General features: G+C 53.2%; 24 protein-coding genes. 23 read left to right on the forward strand and 1 reads right to left on the reverse strand.

Annotated features, from left to right (window positions below):
• Positions 1-38: 38 nt before the first annotated feature.
• Entirely contained in the window at positions 39-833 is a 795-nt protein-coding gene (locus IRJ17_RS06635; RefSeq protein ID WP_122962581.1) for a DUF3298 and DUF4163 domain-containing protein, read from the reverse strand.
• A gap of 229 nt (positions 834-1,062) precedes the next feature.
• On the opposite strand from IRJ17_RS06635, the gene IRJ17_RS06640 reads away from it, so the two are divergent.
• From IRJ17_RS06640 to atpA, 23 genes are all read left to right on the forward strand, one after another.
• Positions 1,063-2,142, forward strand: coding sequence for an L-threonylcarbamoyladenylate synthase (locus IRJ17_RS06640; RefSeq protein WP_122962582.1), 1,080 nt, complete (start codon positions 1,063-1,065; stop codon positions 2,140-2,142).
• 55 nt (positions 2,143-2,197) lie between these two features.
• A complete protein-coding gene (locus tag IRJ17_RS06645; RefSeq protein WP_063228978.1) occupies positions 2,198-2,758 on the forward strand; it encodes a manganese efflux pump MntP in 561 nt (186 codons plus the stop codon).
• 32 nt (positions 2,759-2,790) lie between these two features.
• Positions 2,791-3,249, forward strand: coding sequence for a low molecular weight protein arginine phosphatase (locus IRJ17_RS06650; RefSeq protein WP_242773922.1), 459 nt, complete (start codon positions 2,791-2,793; stop codon positions 3,247-3,249).
• Positions 3,250-3,399: 150 nt separating this feature from the next.
• Positions 3,400-3,855: a ribose 5-phosphate isomerase B gene (gene rpiB, locus IRJ17_RS06655; RefSeq protein ID WP_063228980.1), complete on the forward strand. Its 456-nt coding sequence runs from the start codon at positions 3,400-3,402 to the stop codon at positions 3,853-3,855.
• Positions 3,856-4,425: a TIGR01440 family protein gene (locus IRJ17_RS06660; protein WP_242773925.1), complete on the forward strand. Its 570-nt coding sequence runs from the start codon at positions 3,856-3,858 to the stop codon at positions 4,423-4,425.
• Positions 4,426-4,470: 45 nt separating this feature from the next.
• A complete protein-coding gene (locus tag IRJ17_RS06665; RefSeq protein WP_122962585.1) occupies positions 4,471-5,721 on the forward strand; it encodes a serine hydroxymethyltransferase in 1,251 nt (416 codons plus the stop codon).
• 210 nt (positions 5,722-5,931) lie between these two features.
• Positions 5,932-6,561, forward strand: coding sequence for a uracil phosphoribosyltransferase (gene upp / locus IRJ17_RS06670; protein ID WP_122962586.1), 630 nt, complete (start codon positions 5,932-5,934; stop codon positions 6,559-6,561).
• 18 nt (positions 6,562-6,579) lie between these two features.
• Positions 6,580-7,728 (forward strand): non-hydrolyzing UDP-N-acetylglucosamine 2-epimerase, encoded by a 1,149-nt coding sequence (wecB, locus tag IRJ17_RS06675; RefSeq protein WP_173599030.1) that lies wholly within the window; start codon positions 6,580-6,582, stop codon positions 7,726-7,728.
• Positions 7,729-7,965: 237 nt separating this feature from the next.
• Positions 7,966-11,130: a phosphodiester glycosidase family protein gene (locus IRJ17_RS06680; RefSeq protein WP_242773928.1), complete on the forward strand. Its 3,165-nt coding sequence runs from the start codon at positions 7,966-7,968 to the stop codon at positions 11,128-11,130.
• A 134-nt stretch (positions 11,131-11,264) separates the two neighbouring features.
• Positions 11,265-12,662 (forward strand): adenosylmethionine--8-amino-7-oxononanoate transaminase, encoded by a 1,398-nt coding sequence (gene bioA, locus IRJ17_RS06685; protein ID WP_242773931.1) that lies wholly within the window; start codon positions 11,265-11,267, stop codon positions 12,660-12,662.
• A complete protein-coding gene (bioD, locus tag IRJ17_RS06690) occupies positions 12,659-13,393 on the forward strand; it encodes a dethiobiotin synthase (RefSeq protein ID WP_242773939.1) in 735 nt (244 codons plus the stop codon). The genes bioA and bioD overlap by 4 nt, the downstream gene beginning before the upstream one ends.
• Positions 13,394-14,389, forward strand: coding sequence for a biotin synthase BioB (gene bioB, locus IRJ17_RS06695; protein WP_242773942.1), 996 nt, complete (start codon positions 13,394-13,396; stop codon positions 14,387-14,389).
• 17 nt (positions 14,390-14,406) lie between these two features.
• Positions 14,407-15,597, forward strand: a complete 1,191-nt coding sequence (gene bioF / locus IRJ17_RS06700; protein WP_242773945.1) for an 8-amino-7-oxononanoate synthase — start codon at positions 14,407-14,409, stop codon at positions 15,595-15,597.
• A 1-nt stretch (position 15,598) separates the two neighbouring features.
• Positions 15,599-16,357: an alpha/beta fold hydrolase gene (locus IRJ17_RS06705; protein ID WP_242773948.1), complete on the forward strand. Its 759-nt coding sequence runs from the start codon at positions 15,599-15,601 to the stop codon at positions 16,355-16,357.
• Positions 16,305-17,123: a malonyl-ACP O-methyltransferase BioC gene (gene bioC, locus IRJ17_RS06710; protein WP_242773951.1), complete on the forward strand. Its 819-nt coding sequence runs from the start codon at positions 16,305-16,307 to the stop codon at positions 17,121-17,123. The genes IRJ17_RS06705 and bioC overlap by 53 nt, the downstream gene beginning before the upstream one ends.
• 124 nt (positions 17,124-17,247) lie before the next feature.
• Positions 17,248-18,438: an acetyl-CoA C-acetyltransferase gene (locus IRJ17_RS06715; protein WP_063228992.1), complete on the forward strand. Its 1,191-nt coding sequence runs from the start codon at positions 17,248-17,250 to the stop codon at positions 18,436-18,438.
• Between the two features lie 137 nt (positions 18,439-18,575).
• Positions 18,576-18,785 carry an AtpZ/AtpI family protein gene (locus IRJ17_RS06720; protein WP_005827760.1) on the forward strand — a complete coding sequence of 70 codons (210 nt, stop codon included), beginning with the start codon at positions 18,576-18,578 and terminating at the stop codon, positions 18,783-18,785.
• A gap of 11 nt (positions 18,786-18,796) precedes the next feature.
• Positions 18,797-19,165 (forward strand): ATP synthase subunit I, encoded by a 369-nt coding sequence (locus IRJ17_RS06725; RefSeq protein ID WP_063228993.1) that lies wholly within the window; start codon positions 18,797-18,799, stop codon positions 19,163-19,165.
• Between the two features lie 65 nt (positions 19,166-19,230).
• Entirely contained in the window at positions 19,231-20,046 is an 816-nt protein-coding gene (gene atpB / locus IRJ17_RS06730; protein WP_063228994.1) for a F0F1 ATP synthase subunit A, read from the forward strand.
• A gap of 55 nt (positions 20,047-20,101) precedes the next feature.
• Positions 20,102-20,323, forward strand: coding sequence for a F0F1 ATP synthase subunit C (gene atpE, locus IRJ17_RS06735; protein ID WP_005831752.1), 222 nt, complete (start codon positions 20,102-20,104; stop codon positions 20,321-20,323).
• A gap of 178 nt (positions 20,324-20,501) precedes the next feature.
• Entirely contained in the window at positions 20,502-21,005 is a 504-nt protein-coding gene (gene atpF, locus IRJ17_RS06740; protein WP_122962594.1) for a F0F1 ATP synthase subunit B, read from the forward strand.
• Positions 21,002-21,529, forward strand: a complete 528-nt coding sequence (locus IRJ17_RS06745) for a F0F1 ATP synthase subunit delta (protein ID WP_122962595.1) — start codon at positions 21,002-21,004, stop codon at positions 21,527-21,529. Before atpF ends, IRJ17_RS06745 begins: the two co-directional genes overlap by 4 nt.
• Before the next feature lie 40 nt (positions 21,530-21,569).
• Positions 21,570-23,081, forward strand: coding sequence for a F0F1 ATP synthase subunit alpha (gene atpA / locus IRJ17_RS06750; protein ID WP_063228998.1), 1,512 nt, complete (start codon positions 21,570-21,572; stop codon positions 23,079-23,081).
• Positions 23,082-23,131 lie beyond the last annotated feature (50 nt).

The following is a 23,131-nucleotide window of genomic DNA, read 5'->3' on the forward strand; positions in this document are numbered from 1 at the left end:
CGCTTATAGCGAAGGTGTCGTTTTGACTGGCGAGCTGCTTACTTTTGCGTCAGGGCTGCGAGGATTTCCGGTTTTAGCAAGTTTTGATAGCGGTGGGCCGGGATGGCGAAAGAAGGCATTCCCGCTGCATACGGAGCAATTTCGTACTGTCCGAAATGAATGACGAGATTTCCGTTTTCAAAAGAGAAGCCTTGGTCATCTGTAATGCTCTCGAAGCTGTACGGATTGAAGCCGTCGCGATCTGTCTGTGTTTTGATTTGCTGGCTGATCAGTTGGTTGATCACGCTGCGGTAGTTGTAGCTGGACTGGAACAAATCGCCGAGCTTGAGCGTTTTGGCTTTAGGCTGGTTGTCGATTGTGTAGTAAGTCACGTCAGTCATACCATGCGCTCCGCCTGTGTACAGATAGGTTTGAACAGAGAAGGATACGAGCTTGCCAGCCTGATGCACTTCATAGGAAATGTCGAGTGCATGCGGGCGAGGTTCCCAGCCGTATTTTTTTGCATCTGCGGCATCTTCCTTGCCAGCTTGTTGTCCGTCAGCGAGGCCAGTTTGTGCTTGCTTGAGCAGGGTCGCATTCAATTGGGCTTCGAACGCTTTATCTTTCAAACCGCTAATGACCGGGATGGTCACTTTGCCTTCAAATTCTTTTGTTTTCACCGTGATGGTTTTCGGTGTGAATACGACACCGGAAGCTTGAGGTTGTTTGGTTTGAACGACAGGAGCAGCTTTCGCTGGCGCGGCAGGAGCAGCTGCCAAAACAGGCGCAGCAACTGCTGTCAGCAGAACAGCGGTGCCGAGCAGGCTGGAAGTAACGGATTTAAGCAATGTCATATTCATTCACAATCCTTTCGAGGTAAGGGAAGAGTTCTGCGTTTCTATGAGTTCATTCTACTACATCATTTTGACGGTTGAGGTTAAAAAATGGTAACAAACACGTTTTCCACGGCTTTTCCCGAAGTTATTCACAAGTTACCCACAGGCTGTTGAAAACTTTTCGAGGCACAACTATACTAAAGGCACTCATTACAAAGAAACGAGCAAGAGAAAGGATTTTTTTACGATGGAAATCAATTTAGTGACGAAAGTCTGGTCTGTGGATAACGATGTGGAAAACATCCAGAGTTGTACACAGATTGTGGATGCAGCCCGGTTGCTGCACGCTGGGGAAGCTGTCGCTTTTCCAACAGAGACGGTCTATGGCCTGGGAGCCAATGCATTGTCTAATGAAGCAGTGGAGAAAATATTTGCAGCGAAAGGCCGACCGAGTGACAATCCGCTGATCGTGCATATTGGCGAACGGCAGCAGCTGTCCACAGTTGCCGGGGAAGTGCCGGAAAAAGGACAGAAGCTGATGGATGCCTTCTGGCCTGGGCCACTCACCGTCATTGTTCCGAAAAATGATCGCGTTGCTTCCCTGGTGACAGCGGGCCTGGATTCTGTCGGTGTGCGCATGCCTGCTCATCCGGTTGCCCTTGCTTTGATCAAACAAGCGGGCGTACCGATTGCTGCGCCGAGTGCGAACCGTTCCGGTCGTCCAAGCCCGACTACAGCCGCGCATGTGTTAGCCGACCTGGACGGGAGAGTGGCAGGGATCGTCGATGGCGGAGCAACAGGAGTAGGCGTCGAGTCTACTGTCATTGATGTGACCGTGGAGCCGCCTGTTATCCTTCGTCCCGGCGGCATTACCCGTGAACAGCTGGAAAGCGTAATCGGCCCGGTCGAGCTTGATCCTTCTTTTGAAGTGGGAGCAGTAGAAACTCCGCGCGCTCCCGGGATGAAATATACGCATTATGCTCCGGAGGGCGAGCTGTGGCTGGTGGCGGGAAGCGAAGAGCAGGCTCGCATAAAAATGGCGGAGCTGCTGTCGCAAGCCAAAATCGATGGCCAAAAAACAGGGGTGCTGGCAACGGAAGAGTCGGCTGGCTATTGGCGTGATCACGAGGCAGCCGATGTCGTTCTGACGGTAGGTGCCCAAGCTGATTTGGAACAAGTCGCCCAGCAGCTGTACGCTGTTTTGCGGGAATTTGACAATCAGCAGGTTCAGTTCATCGTGGGAGAAACCTTTTCGCGGGAAGGCCTGGGAATGGCTGTCATGAACCGTCTGGAAAAAGCGGCGGGCGGTCGCATCTTGTCCGTTTAAAACAGTATAAACTCCTCCTTGTCCGCATAGAGTGAAGGGACGGGGGGGAGGCGGCTTGGACCTGGTTTTGTTTCAATGGGGGCAATTTTTGACGTTGCTCATTATAGCTTTTGCTTTGAGCATGGATGCCTTTTCGCTGGGGATCGGCGTGGGCATGGTGGGCATTCGCTTGCGAGAAATTGTAAAGGTCAGCATTACGATCGGACTTTTTCATATTATGATGCCTGTCGTCGGAATAGTTGTCGGAGCTTACTTGTCCGATTTGGTTGGGGATATCGCCGTTTTTATCGGTGGCGGAGTCCTGATGCTGATCGGTTTGCATATGCTGTGGAACGGATTGGTTCACAGTGATCAAAAAAGCATGTTAAAAACAAAAGGGTTCGGGCTGTTGCTGTTTGCTTTCAGCGTCAGTCTCGACGCGTTGACGGTCGGTTTTTCGTTCGGTCTAATCGAAGTGAACAAAGTCCTGGCGATTTCCCTGTTCGGTATCATGGGAGCAGCCATGTCCTATTTCGGCCTTTTGCTTGGCAGAAGCGTGGGAGGATGGTTGGGCGATTATAGCGAATTAGTAGGGGGATTGATCTTGTTTTGCTTCGGATTGAAATTTGTCATCTAGAAAAGGATGCTGACATAAAGGAGGGGCGATCATTGAAACGGATACTCTTCGTCTGTACGGGAAACACTTGCCGCAGCCCGATGGCAGAGGCGATGTTTCGCGCAAAGACAGCCGGACAACCATTTGAAGTGCGCTCGGCCGGAGTGGCGGCGTATGCCGGACAACCAGCTTCCCCGCATGCCCAGTCGGTGCTTGCTGAACGCGGGATTGCTCACAACCACGCATCAAGCCAGCTAAACGAAGAGCTTTTGGCGTGGTCCGATCTTATTTTGACGATGACGGGCAGTCACAAGCGTGCCATTCTGACCTACTTCCCGGAAGCGGCGGACAAAGTCCATACTTTGCAAGAGTTTGCGGGAATAGAAGGCATAAGAGATATCGCTGATCCTTTTGGCGGGGTGCTTGAGGACTATCGCAGGTGCGCAGAAGAGATTGAGGAGTCGCTGGACAGGCTTTTGGAGCGATTGGCGGAAGTCCGTTTTCGTGAATAACAAGGTTGAAGAGGTGCTGGTAACTAGCCAGGACCTTGTTTCGTGTGAGAGTACGAACGTTTTTTGATCAACCAACCAAAATGTTCACTTTTTACTTATGGGATTTTGATGTATAATGAGTGAGATCATGAAACAAGCGAGGGATGACAGATGAAAGTGGCGATTGCTGCTGATCACGGTGGATACAAGCTGAAAGAGGAAATCAAGACTCTGCTCTCCTCCATGAACATCCAGACGGAAGACTTCGGTTGCTCTTGCGAGGATTCGGTAGATTATCCTGATTACGCCTTGCCGGTAGCAGAAAAAGTGGCAGCGGGCGAGTTCGACCGGGGAATTTTGGTGTGCGGTACGGGCATCGGCATGTCGATTGCAGCCAACAAAGTGCCTGGCATTCGCTGTGCGCTGGTGCACGACACGTTTTCTGCACGTGCGACCCGTGAGCATAACAACACCAATGTTTTGGCTATGGGTGAGCGGGTAATTGGCCCTGGTCTGGCGTTGGATATCGTGAAAATTTGGCTGGAGACAGAGTTCCAGGGCGGTCGTCATGAGCGCCGTGTGGAAAAGATCGCACAAATCGAAGCGAAACACGCGGGAGTGAAGTAAGTGGAACTGGCCGCTATCGAACAACAGGCTCGTCAATTGGTTGAGGAGATTGCCGGGTTGGCCGAGCTTAGAGCCGGACAAATTTTGGTGATCGGGTGCAGTACCAGTGAAGTGCTGGGCAAGCACATCGGCAAAGCTGGCAGTCGGGATGCTGCGGCTGCTATTTATCGCGGCATTCGCAGTGTGCAGGAGCAGCGCGGCTTTGCTGTCGCCTTTCAATGCTGTGAGCATCTGAACCGCGCACTGGTTGTGGAGCGCGAGGTTATGGAGCGATATGGACTGGAAGAGGTTTCGGTCGTTCCCGTTCCTACCGCTGGCGGTTCCATGGCGGCACATGCTTTTGCGCAGTTTGCCGATGCTGTAGTCGTGGAAAATATTCGCGCACATGCAGGTATCGATATTGGCGATACGTTCATTGGCATGCACCTGAAACAGGTAGCTGTGCCTGTACGCCCTTCTCAACGGACTGTGGGAGAGGCGCATGTCACGGCAGCGCGGACACGTCCCAAGCTGATTGGCGGCGCTCGCGCGGTCTACGAAGTGGCGCCTCAAAATGAAAGCTGTACCTAAAAAGAATGTGGGACAAGCCCATTTTCAAGGAGGAGAACATACATCATGCTAGATTTTTTGCGTAAACAGGACCCGCAAGTATTGGAAGGCATTCAACTGGAATTGGGAAGACAGCGTGACAAAATTGAGCTGATCGCATCCGAGAACTTTGTTAGCCGCGCCGTAATGGAAGCAATGGGTACTGTTCTGACCAACAAATACGCAGAAGGCTATCCAGGACGCCGCTACTATGGCGGTTGCGAATACGTGGACATCGTGGAAAACATTGCGCGCGATCGCGTAAAAGAAATCTTCGGTGCCGAGCATGCAAACGTACAGCCGCACTCCGGCGCACAAGCAAACATGGCCGTGTACTTCACCATCTTGCAGCCGGGCGACACCGTACTTGGCATGAACCTCTCCCATGGCGGACACTTGACGCACGGAAGCCCTGTTAACTTCTCCGGTACACTGTACAACTTCGTAGAATACGGCGTGGATCAAGAATCCCACCTGATCAATTATGAAGACGTTCGCGCCAAAGCTTTGGAGCACAAGCCTAAGCTGATCGTAGCGGGAGCAAGTGCTTATCCGCGCACAATCGACTTCGCCAAATTCCGTGAAATCGCGGATGAAGTCGGCGCTTATTTCATGGTAGACATGGCGCACATCGCTGGTCTGGTTGCCGCTGGCCTGCATCCAAACCCGGTTCCATACGCTCATTTCGTTACTTCTACCACTCACAAAACATTGCGCGGTCCTCGCGGCGGTCTGATTTTGTGCAAAGAAGAATTTGCAAAAGCGATCGACAAGTCTGTGTTCCCTGGCGTACAAGGCGGACCGTTGATGCACGTGATTGCGGCAAAAGCGGTTTCCTTCGGCGAAGCGCTGCAACCGGACTTCAAAGATTACGCAGCTCGCATCGTGAGCAATGCGCGCGCATTTGCTGAAGCGCTGCAAGCAGAAGGTCTGACACTCGTTTCTGGCGGAACCGACAACCACCTCGTGCTGATTGACGTGAGCAAAATCGGCCTGACTGGTAAAGTAGCCGAGCACCTGCTGGACGAAGTAAGCATCACCACTAACAAAAACACCATCCCTTACGATACACAAAGCCCATTCGTCACAAGCGGTATCCGCATGGGTACACCAGCGGTAACAAGCCGTGGCTTCGACGAAGAAGCAATGAAAGAAGTAGCAGCGATCATTGCCCTGACTTTGAAAAACCCGGAAGACGCTGCCAAACACGAAGAAGCTCGCCAACGCGTAGCAGCGCTGTGCCAACGCTTCCCGATGTACGAAGGTTTGACGATTTAAGGTTTTGATAAAATGGCTTCAATCAAACAGACCCTGTGATTGCTCGCGCGGGTCTGTTTTTCTTTTACATCCTAAACGATTTTTTCCTGACAACAGCCATAGCTGGTCACCAGGCAAAAGAAAAAAGTACGAAGATTAGGCAAATTGACGGCGACCCGCTCCTTCGCTATGATGGAAAAGATGCATTGATAGGGAAACGGAGGAACGTACATGAGCCGTGTATATGTGTTTGACCACCCGCTGATTCAGCATAAAGTGACGTTTATTCGTGACAAGAATACAGGAACCAAGGAATTTCGCGAACTGGTAGATGAAGTAGCGACCCTGATGGGCTACGAAATCACACGCGACATGCCGCTGGAAGAAACCACGATCGAGACCCCGGTAGCTACCTGTCAGTCTAATGTGATTGCCGGTAAAAAAGTAGGTCTGGTTCCGATCCTGCGTGCAGGACTCGGCATGGTAGACGGGCTGTTGAAGCTGATTCCGGCCGCAAAAGTAGGCCATGTGGGGCTGTACCGTGATCCGGAAACCCTGCAACCGGTAGAGTATTACGTAAAGCTGCCTTCCGATGTAGCGGAGCGCGAACTGATCGTCATCGACCCGATGCTGGCGACTGGCGGTTCTGCCGTGGCAGCCATCCAGGCTTTGAAAAAACGCGGAGCGAGAAACCTCAAGCTGATGTGCCTGATTGCTGCTCCAGAAGGCATCAAAATGGTGCAGGACGAGCATCCTGACGTAGATATTTACGTAGCTGCTATTGACGAATATTTAAATGACCATGGATACATTGTGCCTGGCTTGGGCGATGCGGGTGACCGCTTGTACGGCACAAAGTAGGCGGAGAGGGAATCCAAGATGAAAACAGTAAAAGTAATGACGGTTTTCGGCACGCGCCCGGAAGCGATCAAGATGGCACCCCTCGTACATGAATTGAAAAAGTACGAAGGGCAAATCGAGTCGATCGTATGCGTGACCGCACAGCATCGCCAAATGCTCGACCAGGTGTTGGGTATTTTCGATATTTCGCCGGACATTGACTTGAACATCATGAAAGACCGTCAAACATTGGTAGACGTGACGACACGCGCCTTGCAAAGTCTCGATGCCGCGATCAAGGATGTAAAACCGGATATTGTGCTCGTGCACGGCGATACGACGACCACATTCGTGGCGAGCCTGGCTGCTTTTTACAACCAGGTAGCGATCGGCCATGTGGAAGCCGGCCTGCGCACGTGGGACAAATACTCGCCGTTCCCGGAGGAGATGAACCGCCAACTGACAGGCGTGATGGCCGATCTGCACTTCTCTCCAACCGAAGGATCGGCTGACAACCTCAGACGGGAAGCCAAACCGGAAGAGAGCATTTACGTCACAGGCAACACAGCGATCGACGCATTGAAAACGACGGTGCGTGAAGATTATACGCATCCGGTTCTCGATCAGGTGGGCGACCACAAGCTGGTACTGATGACGGCTCATCGCCGCGAAAACTTGGGTGAGCCAATGCGCCGAATTTTCCGCGCTGTCAGAAGACTGGTGGACGAGCATCCCGAGATTTTCGTCGTGTATCCAGTCCATCTCAACCCGGCTGTTCAAGAGGTGGCTCAGGAGATTTTGGGAGATCACGAGCGCATTACATTGACCGAACCGCTCGATGCACTCGACTTCCATAACTTTGCCCGCCGCGCTCATCTGATTCTGACCGATTCTGGCGGTGTTCAGGAAGAAGCGCCGTCTCTTGGCGTGCCTGTGCTCGTGCTCCGGGACACAACCGAGCGTCCGGAAGGAATCGAAGCTGGCACTCTCAAGCTGGCGGGAACAGACGAAGAACAAGTATACGCGATGGCAAACGAGCTTTTGACCAATCAGGCAGCCTACGATGCGATGGCTCATGCTGCGAATCCGTACGGAGACGGAGAAGCATCCCGCCGGATTGTAGAAGCGATCCTGCATCATTTCGGAATCCGTTCCGATCGACCGGAACCGTTCCAACCGGGGCAATAAGCATCTGGATAGTGCGCTTGAACAAAAGCGGCATACAGCTAGAATCGACCCGTCCGGTATGGATTGTAAATCCGGGCGGGTTTTCGTGCTTTTGGCAGACTGACGATTTGGTATGTTTTGCTAAGAGAGAATCTGCAAAATTGGCGAAACTATCCACTACTTGGGAGCGTCTAACGATTAGTTACCGACTTACATAGCGAACAGACAGAGTTTGGAAAATGGAGAGGAGTTACTAACATGAGAGCGCAAAGGATGGTGACGCTGCTCACGGCCACGACTATGGCCTGGGGAGCTTTTGTTCCGTTTGTGCCGCTTGCGACCAATGTCGCGCACGCCCGGGCGGAAACCAGTGCATTGAATATCATGTGGCAAACCCCGATTGGTGAGGGAACCACTTTGCTTAAATATACGAAATCGTTCGCCAACCAGCTCGTGACCATCATGGTGACGAAAGTGGATTTGAACAATCCGTATGTTGAGGTCAAGCCCGTATACGGAACGGCTGGCAAACTGACAGACAGACAAACCGTGACGCAGATGGCCAGGGAGACAGGGGCAGTCGCTGCGATCAACGCTGACTTTTTCGACATGTCCAAGCGGGGAGCGCCGTTTGGCATCGTTCAGAAAGACGAGCAGCTGATTTCCTCGATGGGACTGATTTCGTACTGGTACAGCCTCGGAATCACGGGCGACAAGATGGCCATCATCGACAAGTTCGGATTCGGGGGAAAAGTCACCGCGCCGAACGGGGCTGTCTATTCGATCCAGGGCGTCAATAAAGAAGTGTACAATCCGAGCGAAGGCCGTAAAAGCCACCAAAATCAGTTGAACGTCTACACGCCTTCTTTTGGCAAAACGAGCCTCGGTGCGATCTCAGGCTACAAAGATGTCGTCGAGATTTTGTTCGTCGACAACGTCGCCAAGGAAGTGCGCATCAATCAGCCGGGAGTATACATACCTTACAACGGATACGTGCTGTGGGGACACGGAGAGGCAGCCGCTTTCCTCAAGCAAAATTTCCCGGTGGGTGCCACAGCTGCGGTTGAATACCAAACCACACCGCAAACCCTCGATTTGAAGCAAGCCGTGGGCGGAAACGTGCTGCTGGTCAATCAAGGCAAAGCACTGACCTCGTTTCAGGCGGACAAGTCTATTGTCGCGGCCAATGCCCGCACGGCAGTAGGGGTTTCCCAGGATGGAAAAACTTTGTACATGGTGACGATTGATGCGGCCAGCAAGGTTAGTTTGGACGAGCTGGCAAAAATCATGGCGGAGCTTGGCTCCTACCGTGCCGTGAATTTTGACGGCGGCGGCTCCACGACACTCGCAGCCCGCATGCTCGGGGAGACACACGCCAATCTGTCCAACAAGCCAAGTGGCGGTTCCGAGCGTCGGGTGCCGACAGGGCTTGCTGTTTACAACACCGCTCCGCCAGGAGAATTGCGAGGATTCCAAATTGATGTGCCGTCCGATATTCTGATCGGGCAAACGGTAGCGCTCACTGCTTCCAAAGGATACGACACGCATTACCAGCCTTACGCGATCAATCCGGCAAACGTCACCTGGGATATCCCGCAATCGGACGCCGGAACAGTGGACGGCCAGCGCTTTACTCCAGCCCGCTCAGGAAAAATTACGCTGACGGGCCGACTGGGCAACGTCACGCAAAACAAAGATGTTCAAGTCGTTGCAGGCAGTGAAGTCCAGCAAATCGTTGTTTCCCCAAGCCCAGTTTCAATTGCGCCTGGACAAGCCTTGACGCTTGATGTCAAAATCAAGACGAAAAAAGGCGCGACGATTCAGGCGACTCCGCTTAGCGTGAAAGCAAGCGTAGACTCCCCTGTCGCTACTGTCAACGACAAGCTGCAACTGATTGCCGGCAATGAGCCGGGCAATGGAAACTTGACGATTACTTACGACGGCGTATCGACGACCGTTCCGTTTGCTGTCGGTCAATTCGAACAGCCTTGGCTGACGTTTGACAATCAGGTAGGAATGTACCATGCGGCGAATCCGAGCAGCATCAGCTCCGCCGGATCGTTTTCGCTCGTATCAGATCAAGTATTCCGCACGAAAAAAGCGGCGAAGCTCGTCTATAACTTCTCGGGTGCGCCAGCGGGCAACATGCGCATCTCCTACGGCATACTGGGTGCCCAGCCTGTGGCGATTCCAGGCAAACCGCTCGGTCTCGGCCTGTGGGTGAACGGAGACAACAGCAGACACTGGCTGCGCGCAGAAGTGCTAGACGCCAACGGCAAGACGGTCTACGTCGATCTGGCAAAAGAAATCGACTGGTCCGGCTGGAAGCAAGTGAAGGGGTACTTCCCGAGCAATGTCGCCTATCCATTGCAGCTTCGAAGCATCTATGTAGTCGATCAGGCAAACGACGGCATTACACAAGACAAGGGAACGCTCTACTTCGACGAGTTCTCCCTGCTGTTGCCGAACCAGACAGGCAAACCAGGCAATGCGACGGTTGTGCCTGAACTGCCAGGCAGCATGTCTTTGGGAGCGGAACTGGATCTCGGTTACTCGTTTGAGAAAACAACACCGTTTTTGGACACGGCACTGGTGGAGGTCGACTCCATCGTCGGCCAACAGCTTCCGGGATATGTACCTGCCGACTATTCGTTCACGATCAAGCCTGGCGAGCGCAAAGCAGGCGCAGAAGACGCGATTTCGACATCTTCGATCAAGCTGACCCTTGTGCCGAAGAAGTGGATTGCCGGAAAAGGCGTCGGATTGCTGTACGTCAATGAAGCCAATCAAACGCTCGACCCGCTGCTGGGCACAAGAAACGCTCAGGGACAATGGGTTTACGAAGTGAACAGCTACGGCAAATACGTTCCGTACTATTCGGACGACGTCGGAACTCTCAGTCCATCATTCACGGATATCGCCAACCACCCTGCCAAAGCGGAAATCATGTACATGGCGGAAAACGGGTACGTGAAAGGCTTGACGGACACGACATTCGGGCCGGAAGCTTCGCTCACCAGGGCACAGTTCGTCACTTTGCTGGCGCGCACGTTCAACTGGGAGCTGCCAGCTTCGCCTAAGCTCAGCTTCAAGGACAAGGTGCCTGACTATGCGCAAGGGGCTGTGCAGGTTGCCGTTTCCAAAGGGCTGGTGAAAGGCTACGAGGACAAAACGTTCCGTCCCGACAAACCTGTGACAAGAGCCGAGGCTGCCGTCATTCTGGATCGTTTGGTGAACAAAAAAGGAGCGGCTAAAACCGTTTCCGACAAAGGAACGTGGCCATCCTGGGCATCCGGTTCGATCACCAACATGGTCGGATTGGGCCTGATTGATCCGATCAGCGGAAAATACCAACCGAACAAGTCTACGACTCGCGCAGTGTGCGTGGTAGCGCTCTATCGGATTTTGCACCAAACCAAATAAGTAGAGGCAAGTAAAAACGCGAAGACCAGTCTTCTCCCGCTGTTGGAGAGACTGGTCTTTTTCGTTTGCCCATGCGTGGGAAAAAGTCATTGCCGAAATAAGTTAACTGTTTTATTATTTTGGTTAACAAATATATGTTAACTAAGGATGTGATCTGGTTGTTACATATGTATGACTATGCCGAACTGGCAGAAAAGAACAGGCGATTTTTATGGCATCCTTTTACCCAAATGAAGGACTACAACGCCCAGGAGCCAGTGATTATCGCCAGGGGCGAAGGGGTCAAGCTGATCGACGTGAACGGCAAAGCGTACTATGACGGATTTTCGTCTGTATGGCTGAACGTGCACGGCCACAATGTCCCGGAACTGAATCAGGCGATTACGGAACAACTGGAGCAGATCGCGCATTCGACGCTCTTGGGGATGGCGAATGTGCCGTCCATTTTGCTGGCTGAGCAATTGATTCGTATAGCACCGCCGGGGCTGAGCAAAGTGTTTTATTCGGACAATGGTGCGACAGCGGTGGAAATCTCGTTGAAAATGGCGTTCCAGTATTGGCAGAACCGGGGGCGGACGGGGAAGCACGGATTTATTACGATGAACAACGCCTACCACGGGGATACGATTGGAGCTACCAGTGTGGGCGCGATCCCGCTGTACCATCAGGTTTACAAGCCGCTGCTCTTCTCGCCGCACATCGTTCCGTACCCATATCCGTACCGTGATGGGGGCGAGGAAGCGTCTGTGGAAGCGACCTTGCGCCAGTTGGAGAGCTTGTTAAAGCAGAAGGCAGATGAGATTGCAGCGATGATCGTCGAGCCTGTCGTACAGGGAGCCAGCGGGATGATTGTCATGCCTGACGGTTGTTTGAAGCAAATTGCCGAGCTGCTGCGGGCGCATGACGTACTGCTGATTGCAGACGAGGTGGCGACAGGCTTCGGCAGGACGGGAAAAATGTTCGCCTGTGAGCATGACGGTGTGGTCCCGGATATTATGGCGGTTGCCAAAGGTTTGACAGGGGGCTACTTGCCTGTCGCCGCCACTTTGGTTACGGAAGAGATTTACGCTGCATTTTACGCGGACTACGAGGAACAAAAGACGTTTTTCCACGGTCATTCTTTCACAGGAAATCCGCTAGGCTGTGCGGTGGCTTTGGCGAATTTGCGGTTGATGGAGGAACGCAGACTGGTCGATCAAGTGGTGGAAAAAGCGGCGGGACTTGAGGAGCTTTTGCAGCCGCTAAAAGGAGAGCCACATGTCGGTGATATCCGGCAAAAAGGGCTGATGGCAGGGATTGAGCTAGTCAGAGACAAGCAAACAAAGGAGCCGTACCACTGGAATGAACGGATCGGCGTGCGCGTCTGTCAGCGAGCCAGAGAAAAAGGGCTGTTGACCCGACCGCTGGGCAATGTGATCGTCTTCATCCCCCCGCTCGCTTCCACAATGGCCGAGATTGCGGACATGGTGCGAATTTTGGCCGAATCGATTCGCGAGGTCACGATTGAGCAAAAGGAGCAGGCGGCACGATGAGCAAGGAGTTTGCAGGACTGTTCATTGCCGGGACGGACACGGAGGTGGGCAAAACGGTCGTGACGGCGGGGATTGCAGCGGCATTGCGCGAGGCAGGCTGCGATGTCGGGGTATGGAAGCCCGTCCAGTCCGGGGCGCTTGCGCACGAGAAAATGAGCGATGCGTTTCGCTTGCGGGCATGGAGCGGTGTGGCAGACAGGTGCGAGGAGATTGCGCCGCTTGCCTTTTCGGCGCCCTTGACGCCGTGGCTGGCTGCGCAGGCAGAGGGCAAGACACTCACGATGGAGGAAATAACGGCGCATGGTTACCCGTTGCTGGCGAAACACGACTGGCTGCTGGTCGAGGGGGCAGGGGGCCTGGCAGTTCCGTTGACCGAGACAGACATGATGGTCGATCTCGCGGTGCGCTTGAAACTGCCGCTTTTGCTGGTTGCCCGGGCAGGTCTGGGAACGATCAACCACACGCTTTTATCGGTCTGGTACGCTCGTTCGCGCGGGCTTGTGGTGGCAGGAGTGATTTTGAATGAGGGGGCTTCTGCTGCCGATCAAAGCGTTGCTACCAACGCCAAAATGATCGAGTGCTACGGAAACGTTCCGGTTTGGGGTACGCTGCCGCACACGCCTGACGAGCTGACAAGCGAGCAGGTGGTTGCGTTGGTGAAGCAGCGTGTCCACGTGGAATGGATTGCGAGATTGCTAAAACAGCAAATATGCAAAGGAGAGGTTCGATAGATGAGCAGAACCGTTGTCGCCAATTGGAACGAGTATGCAGGAAAGGCTGTGCAAAAGGAAGCACTGACGCTGCAAGAAGCGCTTTGCGTGCTGCGAGCGCCTGACGATGAGCTGTTGCCGTTGTTGCACGCCGCTTTTCAGGTCAGGAAGCATTTTTTCGGGAAAAAGGTCAAGCTGAACATGATCTTAAACGCCAAAAGCGGCCTGTGCCCGGAAGATTGCGGCTACTGTTCGCAATCGATCGTCTCTACCGCGCCTGTAGCCAAGTACACCATGCTCGACAAAGAGACGTTACTGGCAGGCGCAAAAGAAGCGATGAACCGCAAGGCTGGTACATACTGCATTGTCGCTTCCGGGCGAGGGCCGACGGAAAAGGAGCTGGGCCAGGTCATTGAAGCGGTGCAAGAAATTCGCGACACCATGCCGCTGAAAATATGCGCTTGTCTGGGCATCCTCAGCGACGAGCAAGCCAAGCGGCTGAAGGAAGCGGGGGTGCACCGATACAACCACAATTTGAACACAAGCCGGAATCATTACGCGGCGATCACCACCACGCATACGTACGAGCAGCGCGTGGGAACGGTCGATACGGTGAAAAAAGCGGGAATGTCGCCATGCTCCGGCGTCATCATCGGCATGGGGGAGAGCGACGAAGAAATCGCGGAGATGGCTTTTGCCTTGCGGAGCCTGGATGCGGATTCGATTCCGGTCAACTTTTTGAACGCGATCCCGGGAACGCCCTTGGAGCATCAAGGACGCACGCAGGCGCAAAAGGCATTGAAAGTATTGGCGCTGTTCCGCTTTGTCTGCCCGGACAAAGAAATTCGCGTGGCTGGCGGGCGCGAGGTGAATTTGCGCAGCTTGCAGCCGTTGTCGCTCTACGCCGCCAACTCGCTGTTTGTGGGCGATTATTTGACGACACCGGGGCAGGAAATCACCAGCGATCATCAGATGATTGAAGACCTCGGGTTTGAAATCGAGCTATGCGCGCTGTAAGCGAAGAGGTGCGGCAAATGAGGCAAAGGTACGAATGGCTGGAGACGGAATGGAGCAAGATGCGGGAGCAGTCGCTTTGCCGAGAGTGGCAGACGGTAGAGTCTTTGGCGGAGCATGGAGGAACGTGGATTGTCGTTGGCGGAAAAAAGATGCTGAACATGTCCTCCAACAACTATTTGGGGCTTGCTCACGATCCGCAAATCATGGCTGCGGGTGAAAAGGCAGCGCGGCAATGGGGCGCAGGAGGAACTGCGTCCCGCCTCGTCCTCGGCAATTACCCGTTGTACGACGAGTTGGAGCAGCGGCTGGCCCAGTGGAAGCAGCGTGAGGAAGCGCTCGTTTTCGCGAACGGCTATCAGGCGAATACGGGGGTGCTTGCTGCGTTGGCTGGTCGGGGCGACGTAGTATTCAGCGATCGGCTGAACCACGCCAGCATTGTGGACGGAATCGTCCTGAGCCGTGCCGAGCACGTCCGGTATCGGCATAACGATTGGGAGCATCTGGCGTTTCTAATGGAAAAACATCAGGGAACGAAACGGAAGTGGATTGTGACGGACAGCGTATTTTCCATGGATGGCGACAAGGCACCATTGCTGGAGTTGATCAAGCTGCGAGAACGGTACGGTGCTTTTCTCATGGTCGATGAAGCGCATGCGGGCGGGGTACGGGGCGAGCGGGGACAAGGTCTGTGCCACGAACTCGGGATCGCGTCGCAGGTGGATGTATTGATGGGAACGTTCAGCAAAGCTTTTGGCGTATACGGCGCTTATGTTTGTGCCGATCAGGTCGTCATTCGCCATCTGCGTTCGAAAGCGCGCTCGCTCATCTATTCCACAGCGCTGCCTCCTGGTGTCGTCGGGTCGACGATTGCCGCCCTGACGCAGATTGAGGCGGACGAGTGGCGGCGACAAGCGTTGCAGCACAACGCGCAGCTTTTTCGGCGGTTGCTTGCGGAAAAAGGCTTTGCCGTAACTTCAGACGACACGCAGATTGTTCCGATCACGCTGGGAGAAAACGAGCGGGCGCTGCAATTCAGCCAGAAGCTGTGGGAACGGGGAGTTGCAGCTGTCGCGATTCGCCCGCCGACCGTCCCGGATGGAACAGCGCGCATCCGCTTTACGGTAATGGCTACACATCAGCCAGAAGAGCTGGTCTGGGCGGTCGAGCAATTGACTGCTGTCCGGGATGAATGCGCAGGAGGGATGTGAAGTGGCGCCAGTCATTGTTTGGCTGACAGGCTGGGGAATGGCGGATTCATGCTGGGACAAAGTCCGCGAGCGATTGCCCGATGTACGTCATGTGGTCCCTGACTATTCGCAAGTTTCCCGGCCGGACGAATTTTACGAAGTGGTTGCGCAATCCATTCAAAGCTTGAGTGGAAAAGAACTGCTTGTCGTTGGCTGGTCGCTGGGCGGAATGCTGGCCCTTAGGCTGGCAACTGAAAAGCGCGTAGCCGGACTGGTGCTGATTGGGACGACATTGCGGTTTGTCCGCGACCCGGCGGAACGGGAACGCGGCATTGGCGCAGCAATGCTTCAGCGGATGAAGCGGCAGCTGGCAAAAGACCGCGAGCGGGTCATGGCCCAATTCGTAGAGCAGATGTTCACAGGGCAAGAAAGCGGGCAAAACTGCGTCGATGTGGGGATGGCAGAGGGCCGCTGGAGCCAGCAGGCGCTGTCCGCAGGGCTGGATTACCTGGCGAGCGAGGACTGCCGGTTTGCCCCTGAGCGCTTGTCTTGTCCGGCAGTGGTCATTCATGGCGAAGGCGACGTCATCTGTCCGCTCGGCGCGGGAAAAGAGCTTGCGGGCAAGCTGGCGGCAGCCGATTTTTTGCAACTGAAAGACTGCGGGCATGCCCCACACCTGGTTCATCCTGAGCAAGTCAGCGAAGCGATCATGAGGATGGTGAAGCGCATTGCACACAGAACAGATCAAGCGTCGATTCAGCAGCAAGGCGACATCTTATGAACAGTATGCGATTGTGCAAAAAGAGATGGCGCAGCGTCTCGGCGCAATCGTGTCCGCGACGTTGGCGGATAAAAGTGTCGAGAGCATACTGGAAATCGGCTGCGGCACAGGCGGACTGACGCGTCTGATCAGGGGGCAGTACCCGAAAGCCGCATACGAAGCGATTGACATCGCGCCCGGAATGATTGCGCAGGCGAGGTCGAACCTTGAGCAGCACGGATTGGCAGTGAACTTTCGCCAGGCTGATACGGAAGAATGGGTCTGGACACAGCCAGAGGCAACCAGGGATTTGATCGTGTCGGGAGCGTGCTTTCAATGGCTGCTTCGCCCTGAGCCGACGATCCGCCGTCTGTGCAAGCTGCTCAAGCCGGGTTCGCCGCTTTTGTTTTCGACGTTTGGCCCCAACACCTTCTGCGAATTGCACGACTCCTTTGCCCGCGCCCATGCCAGCCTGGGAGAGCAAGGAGTTCGGCACGGACTGTCGTATTTGACGACAGAGCAGTGGCTTGCCTTGCTGGATTCGGCGGGAATGGAATCGTTGCAGGCGACTGTACACAAGGTAGTTTTGACTTACCCGGGCGTGCTGGATTTTTTGCGTGCCGTAAAAGCGGTAGGAGCAAGCGCCAGCGAAGACAAAACGGCAGGCTTGGGCAGAAAAAGGCTGCTGTTTGCCATGGCTGACTATTATCAGCGGACGTACGGAGATGAGAAGGGAGTGCGTGTAACCTACGAGATGCTTTTTGTCAGCGGCTTTCGCAGCCAATGACGTTTTCTTTTGAGAGAATGGGCAGCTTTTTCTTCATGAAAGCGATTTCGCAGCAGGAATCTGCATGAAGAAATGGAATTTTAAGAAGGTTGGCTATCCTGTTCATTCAAGGAGTGTATGGAAGATGAGTCAAAAGGAAATCGTTATCGCAAGCGCAGTGCGCACAGCTATAGGCAGTTTTCAAGGATCGCTCGCGGGAATCTCCGCAACGAAACTGGGCGGCATCGTCCTGGAAGCGGCTTTGGAGCGCGCTGGCGTGTCCAAAGACTCGGTTGATGAAGTGATTATGGGCAATGTACTTTCCGCAGGACTGGGCCAGAATCCTGCCCGTCAGGCTGCCATTCAAGCAGGATTGGCGCACGAGGTGCCGTCCTTGACGATTAACAAAGTATGCGGCTCCGGATTGAAAGCCGTTCATTTGGCTGTACAGGCGATTTTGAGCGGAGATGCCGAAGTCGTGCTGGCGGGTGGCATGGAAAACATGAGCCAGGCTCCGTACTTGCTGGATGGAGCGCGCTCGGGATATCGCATGGGCGATCAAAAGGCGGTCGACTCGATGATCCGCGATGGTCTTTGGTGTGCATTCAACGACTACCACATGGGAATCACAGCCGAAAATCTGTGCGCCAAATACGAGATCGGACGGGAAGAGCAGGACGAGTTTGCGGCATGGAGCCAGGAAAAAGCGCAGAAAGCTTTGGAAAGCGGCCGTTTTCAGGAGGAGATCGTGCCTGTTCCGATTCCGCAGCGCAAAGGCGACCCTGTGCTGTTTGCTGTCGACGAATTTCCGCGCGCTGGCGTAACCGCCGAGATGCTTTCCAAGCTGAAGCCAGCCTTTAAAAAGGACGGCACTGTGACCGCAGGAAACGCTTCGGGCATCAACGATGGCGCGGCTGCGCTTTTAATCATGACCAAGGAAAAGGCGGAGGAGCTGGGCGTAAAACCGCTCGCGCGCATCGTCGCCAATGCCAGTGCGGGCGTCGATCCGAGCATCATGGGCTACGGTCCGGTGCCAGCGACCAAGCGAGTTTTGGAAAAAGCGGGCATGTCTTTGTCCGACATCGATCTGATCGAAGCGAACGAGGCATTCGCCGTTCAATCGCTGTCTGTCGGCAAAGCGCTCGGCTTCGATCGGGAAAAGCTGAACGTTAACGGCGGAGCGATTGCTCTGGGTCATCCAATTGGCGCAAGCGGGGCGAGAATATTAGTTACGCTTGTTCACGAATTGCAAAAGCGCGAAGGGGTAAAATATGGTCTAGCAACCTTGTGCATTGGCGGCGGACAAGGGGTTTCGACAATTGTTGAAAAAATGTAGATTTTCAATTGTGAACGCTTTGTGTACAGAACAAGACGAACGTTGACAAAGGGAATAATTCTTCGTTAATATGGATGAGGGCAAAGGGGCACTTGACACCAGCCCTCTCCTTATGTATGAAAGGAGAATGTTGTTCCGTGTCGAAAATTGATAATCCTTGGCGAGCCATCACGTTGGTCACTTTAATTGGTGTCGATATGGCCGTTTGCGTGGTTGCGGGAGTCTTTCTGGGAAAATACTTGGATGGCCTTTTCGCTACCAATCCGTTGTTTTTGATGGTTGGACTGCTCGCGGGATTAGGAATAGGCGTGTACAGCGTCTACCGCATCATTCGCGGTTACCTCTAGGGAGATGGGACATGCAAACGTTTTCTTCGGCAATGCGATCCACGTTTCGCTATGCCTTTTTCTGTATGGCAATCGCCGCGATACTCTGGGCGCTGTTGCCATCATCGCGTTTCTTTTTGCAAAGCCTCCTGCTCGGGATGGCTGGCAGTCTAGTGAATGGCACGGTCCTCTTCAGCAAAACATGGCGAATTGGCCAGATGGCTGTCGATCCGGGCGTGCGTCCGAAAGGGACAGGTATGCTGCAACGCTTGGTCGTGGCAGGTTTTGCTGTCTTTTTGACTATGCGTTTTCCTCACTTGTTTGGGCTTGCCGGAGTGTTGATCGGCTTGTTCCTTTTCCAGGTTCTCAGTTTCCTTTTTGTGTATCGCTCCTTTAAATAGATAGCAGAATACTTTTTTTCATGTACGTAAGTAACATACTCGCGCGGAAGAAAGGGGTGAAATACATGCATTATTCTCTGCGATTTGAATGGTTGGGCATGGTATTTGACATCTCCACTGTTCTCATGATTTTGGTAACCTCTCTGGTGGTGCTTTTGCTCTGTATCGGGATGACCCGCAACTTGACCTCCGCTACACCAAGCGGCGCGCAAAACGTGATGGAATGGATTGTGGATTTCGTTACTGGCATTACAAAAAGCTATATCTCACCGAAAAAAGCTGCGGGTTTTGTCTCGCTGGCGCTGACTTTGTTCCTCTACATTTTCCTTGGAAACCAACTGGGTCTCGTATTTAACGTAAATACAGCACACCACAACGGTCCTGATCATCAAGTAAGCGAAAAGGTTAAAGACCTGTTGACGGCTTCCACGACTCCTGAGGCAAAACAACAAAAGATGGCCAAGCTTGAGGAAGAGCTTAACTCAAACGATCCGCATTCTCACGGTGTTGTCATCGGCTGGTGGAAATCTCCAACCGCGACACCGAGCGTAACTTTCGCTCTCGCGTTCATCGTTTTGCTGTACGCTCACTACCTGGGCATTAAGAAGAGTTTCGGTGGATGGTTGAAACATACATTCCTGAATCCGATTCACATTCTGGAGGAGTTCATCATCAAACCATTGACGCTTCCTCTGCGTCTATTCGGTAACATCTTTGCGGGTGAGGTTTTGATCGCCTTCCTGTTGGGTGTAGGGATCTTCGGAAGTATTCCGTTGTTCCTGTGGCTGGGCTACTCGGTGTTTGTCGGCTCTGTACAGGCATTCATTTTCACTACGCTGGCGATGGTTTACCTGTCTCAGCAGGTGAATGAAGATCACTAATCAGCATTTCCCCGATTTTATACTCGCTTTTACAAACTAAGGAGGTTTTTAAACAATGGAAGGTTTGGCTCTTGCAATTGGTATCGTATTTGGTCTCGCTGCTCTTGGCGCAGCAATCGGTAACTCCCTGGTAATCTCCCGTACAATTGAAGGCGTAGCTCGTCAACCAGAAGCACGTGGTAACCTGATGGGTCTCATGTTCCTGGGTCTCGGTCTGGTAGAGGCGGTTCCGATCATCGCTGTAGCGATCGGTTTCATTCTCTTCGGTCGTATGTAGTCAGCGAGCAATTGGTAACAATAGGCGGGCGCTTGATACCCGCCTCTATTTTTGATCGAGTGGAAGTCTATGAAGCTGCCATTCGACGCAAGCAAGAAAACTTCGTCATAGAGTGTCTGAAACAAACGGTATATACCGTGATGATACATCTTTCTTTTCGCAGGAAGGAGTGAAACGAATGCTCGACTTTGGAGCGGTGTCCCTGGAGTGGGGAACGCTTTTAACCCAAGCAATTGTGTTCTTGTTGTTGCTGCTCTTGGTTCGTAAATTGGCTATGGGCCCGATCGTTGGGATCATGGAGAAACGTCGTCAGCATATCGAAACCCAAATTTCATCTGCTGAGCGCAACCGCGCAGAAGCGGAAAAACTCTTGGCTGAACAACGTCGCGTACTGGATGAAGCTCGCGCTGAATCCAAAGCAATCATCGACCGCGCTAGCAAGCAAGCGTCTGATGAAGCGGCGAAAATCGTGGCAGAAGCTCAAGCTGCATCCGAGCGTATGAAAGCGGACGCAAGCGCTGAACTGGCACGTGAAGTAGAAAAAGCAAAATCCGAGCTGCGTGAACAAATGACCAGCCTCTCCGTACTCTTGGCTTCCAAGATTATCGAGAAAGAACTGGACGAAGCAGCTCAAAAGTCCACTGTTGACAAATTCCTGGCTCAAGTAGGAGATCGCCTATGAGTAGCGCAGTAGGAAAGCGTTATGCTCGCGCTCTGTTTGAGGTAGCGAGCGAGCGTGGCAAGATCGATCAGGTGGAAGCTGACCTTGGTGCGATCGTGCAGGCTGTGGAAGGCAACGAAGATCTGCAAAAGATCATGCAGCACCCGCACATCGCTGCAGATGCAAAGGGCAAGCTGGTTGATGAGCTTTTCAAAAGCCATGTAGGGGAAGAGAGCTTCAACTTCCTGAACGTCCTGATTGAAAACGGACGGGAAGTTCAACTGTCTGACATCTACAGCTCCTTTGTGCAACTGGCAAATGAAGCGCGTGGCTACGCAGATGCTGTCGTCACGAGCGCAAAGCCGCTTTCTGATGAAGAACAGGCAGAGTTGGCTGAGAAGTTCGGTCAAACTTTGAATAAAAAGCTGCGGTTGACAGCGGTCGTAGACCCTGCAATCCTCGGCGGCATCGTTATCAAAATTGGCGACCGTCTGTACGATGGCAGCCTGAAAACAAAGTTGGAAACCTTTGCGCAAAAAGCGTAAAGCTCGGTCTTAACGAAGTTGGATGAATGGGGTGAATTAAGTGAGTGCAATCAGACCAGAAGAAATTAGCTCCCTCATCAAAGAGCGGATCGCTAATTTTAAATCTGAAATCGAAGTTGTAGACGTAGGCACAGTCATCCAGGTTGGTGACGGTATTGCTCGCGTTCACGGTTTGGAAAAGGCCATGCAAGGGGAGCTTCTTGAGTTCCAAAATGGCGTAATGGGTATGGTACTCAACTTGGAAGAAGATAACGTGGGTGTCGTTATTATGGGACCTTTCCGCGACATTAAGGAAGGCGATACTGTAAAACGTACCGGCCGCGTTATGGAAGTTCCAGTAGGGGAAGCGCTGCTCGGCCGCGTAGTAAACCCACTGGGTCAACCACTCGATGGTCAAGGACCTATCGCAAATGACGGCTACCGCCCGATCGAGAGCCCGGCTCCTGGCGTAATGGCGCGTAAATCCGTACACGAACCGCTCCAAACAGGTATCAAAGCGATTGACGCGATGATCCCGGTTGGCCGCGGACAGCGTGAGTTGATCATTGGTGACCGCCAAACTGGTAAAACAGCAGTGGCGCTCGACACCATCATCAACCAAAAAGGCAAAGACATGATTTGTATCTACGTGGCGATCGGTCAGAAGCAATCGACCGTTGCGAACATCGTAGAAACCCTGCGTAAAGCAGGCGCTCTGGATTACACCATCATCGTTTCCGCTACAGCTTCCGACCCAGCGCCAATGCTGTACCTGGCTCCTTATGCTGGTGTTACTATGGCTGAGTACTTCATGTACAAAGGCGGACACGTTCTGTGCGTATACGATGACCTGTCCAAACAGGCTGCTGCATACCGCGAAATGTCCCTGTTGCTCCGTCGTCCTCCAGGTCGCGAAGCATATCCTGGTGACGTATTCTACTTGCACTCCCGCTTGCTGGAGCGCGCTGCGAAACTGTCTGATGAACTGGGCGCAGGTTCCATTACTGCTCTGCCGTTCATCGAAACCCAAGCGGGTGACATTTCCGCATACATTCCTACTAACGTGATCTCCATCACGGATGGTCAGATCTTCCTGGAGACAGACTTGTTCAACGCAGGTCAACGTCCAGCGGTTAACACCGGTCTTTCCGTATCTCGTGTAGGTGGTTCCGCGCAAATCAAGGCGATGAAAAAGGTAGCAGGTCCGCTCAAGCTTGAGTTGGCTCAATACCGTGAGCTTGCAGCGTTTGCTCAGTTCGGTTCCGACCTGGACAAAGCTACCCAAGCTCGTCTGACCCGCGGTGAGCGCTTGATGGAAATCATGAAACAAGGCCAGTTCGATCCAATGCCTGTTGAGAAGCAAGTTGCTTCTATCTACAGCGCTACACGCGGCTACCTGGATGACATTCCAGTAGCAGATGTACGCCGCTTTGAGAAAGAGCTGCTGTCTTTCCTGGATTCCAACAAACCACAACTGTTGGAGCACATCCGCACTACGAAAGACCTTCCAGATGAAAAAGAACTGAACGCAGCGATCGAAGAGTTCAAAAAAGGCTTTTCGGTAACTCGCTAATCGTTAACCTGATAGACATCAGATGCATGCCGGGCAAGAAAGCCCGGGCA

Source organism: Brevibacillus parabrevis (genome assembly GCF_022701015.1).
Lineage (GTDB): Bacteria > Bacillota > Bacilli > Brevibacillales > Brevibacillaceae > Brevibacillus > Brevibacillus parabrevis.